Annotated in this window: 1 protein-coding gene; it reads left to right on the top strand. The window is 32.8% G+C overall.

Annotated features, from left to right (window positions below):
• The first annotated feature begins 171 nt into the window (after positions 1–171).
• Positions 172–1,074 carry an IS1595 family transposase gene (locus F6K38_RS42530; RefSeq protein ID WP_287360911.1) on the top strand — a complete coding sequence of 301 codons (903 nt, stop codon included), beginning with the start codon at positions 172–174 and terminating at the stop codon, positions 1,072–1,074.
• The last annotated feature ends 112 nt before the right edge of the window (positions 1,075–1,186 follow it).

Below are 1,186 nucleotides of genomic sequence, written 5' to 3'. Positions count from 1 at the left end.
ACACTAATAATACCATCGAAAGTTTTCATTCTCAGCTTAGAAGAGTAACAAAAACTAAACGTGTTTTTCATTCGGATAATGCTTTAATGAAATTACTTTATGTGAATATCCGTAAAGATACAGGAACGTAAATAGATTGCGAAGTAGCTGATTTACTTTGAATAAAAAAAGATGACAATATTCGAGTTAACAGCAAGATTTAATACTGAGGAATCCTGTCGAGCTGATTTTAAATTAAGGAGAGAATCAAAAGGTATTTACTGTAAAAAATGTGGTTGTTCCAAGCATTATTGGTTATCGAAGAGATACCAATGGGAATGTTCAGAGTGTAAATTTCGTACTGGATTAAGAAGTGGGACATTTATGGAACATGCTAAACTTCCCTTTTTACTATGGTACAGAGCAATGATCCTGATTAGTTTTTCTAAAAAGGGTTTATCCTCCTTAGAGATCAAACGACAGCTGGGTCAGAAACGTTATGAGAGCACTTGGGCAATGGTCCATAAAATCAGGAAAGCGATGGCTAAATCAAATGAAGAAGAACAACTAAAAGGTACTATTGAGTTTGACGAAGGTTATTTTAGTGTCTCTAGTCCTCAAAAAATGAAGAATAAAAGAGGTAGAGGGAGTAAAAAAAAAGCGAAAGTAGCTGTTATGGCTGAATCAGTCCCACTTGAAGACCCTATTTCAGGTCATCAATTTAACTGGGTAGGTAAATTTAAAATGAATGTATTAGAAGGGCATGAAATGAATAAAATAGATGAATTACTGGTAAGAAAAATAGACAATCAATCCGTTTTAATCACAGATAAAAGCACCTCCTATCAAAATATTAAGCATAAATTTGATCACGAAATGAAACTATCAGAAGAACATAATCTAAATAAATCATTAAAATGGGTACACATCGGCATAAGTAATGCCAAAAGAAAACTATTAGGTATTAATCATAAGATTAAACGTGAGTATCTGCAAAACTACCTTGATGAATTTTGCTTTAAGATCAATAGAAGAAAAGATAGTCAGCCTCTCATTGATAGCCTCATTAATGCTGTCTCTCTTAATTACCTGTAAGTAAACGGATATTCACAAAAAACTAAAAGCAGAACATTGGACGCAAAATTTAGAGCGTTAATTGAAGAATCAAAGGGATATAAATGATTGAGTTCTCCTTTGACTAACGATC

Origin of the sequence: Moorena sp. SIO3B2 (assembly GCF_010692525.1) — a bacterium.
GTDB classification, from domain to species: domain Bacteria; phylum Cyanobacteriota; class Cyanobacteriia; order Cyanobacteriales; family Coleofasciculaceae; genus Moorena; species Moorena producens.
This window is presented reverse-complemented; position numbering and strand designations above follow the sequence as displayed.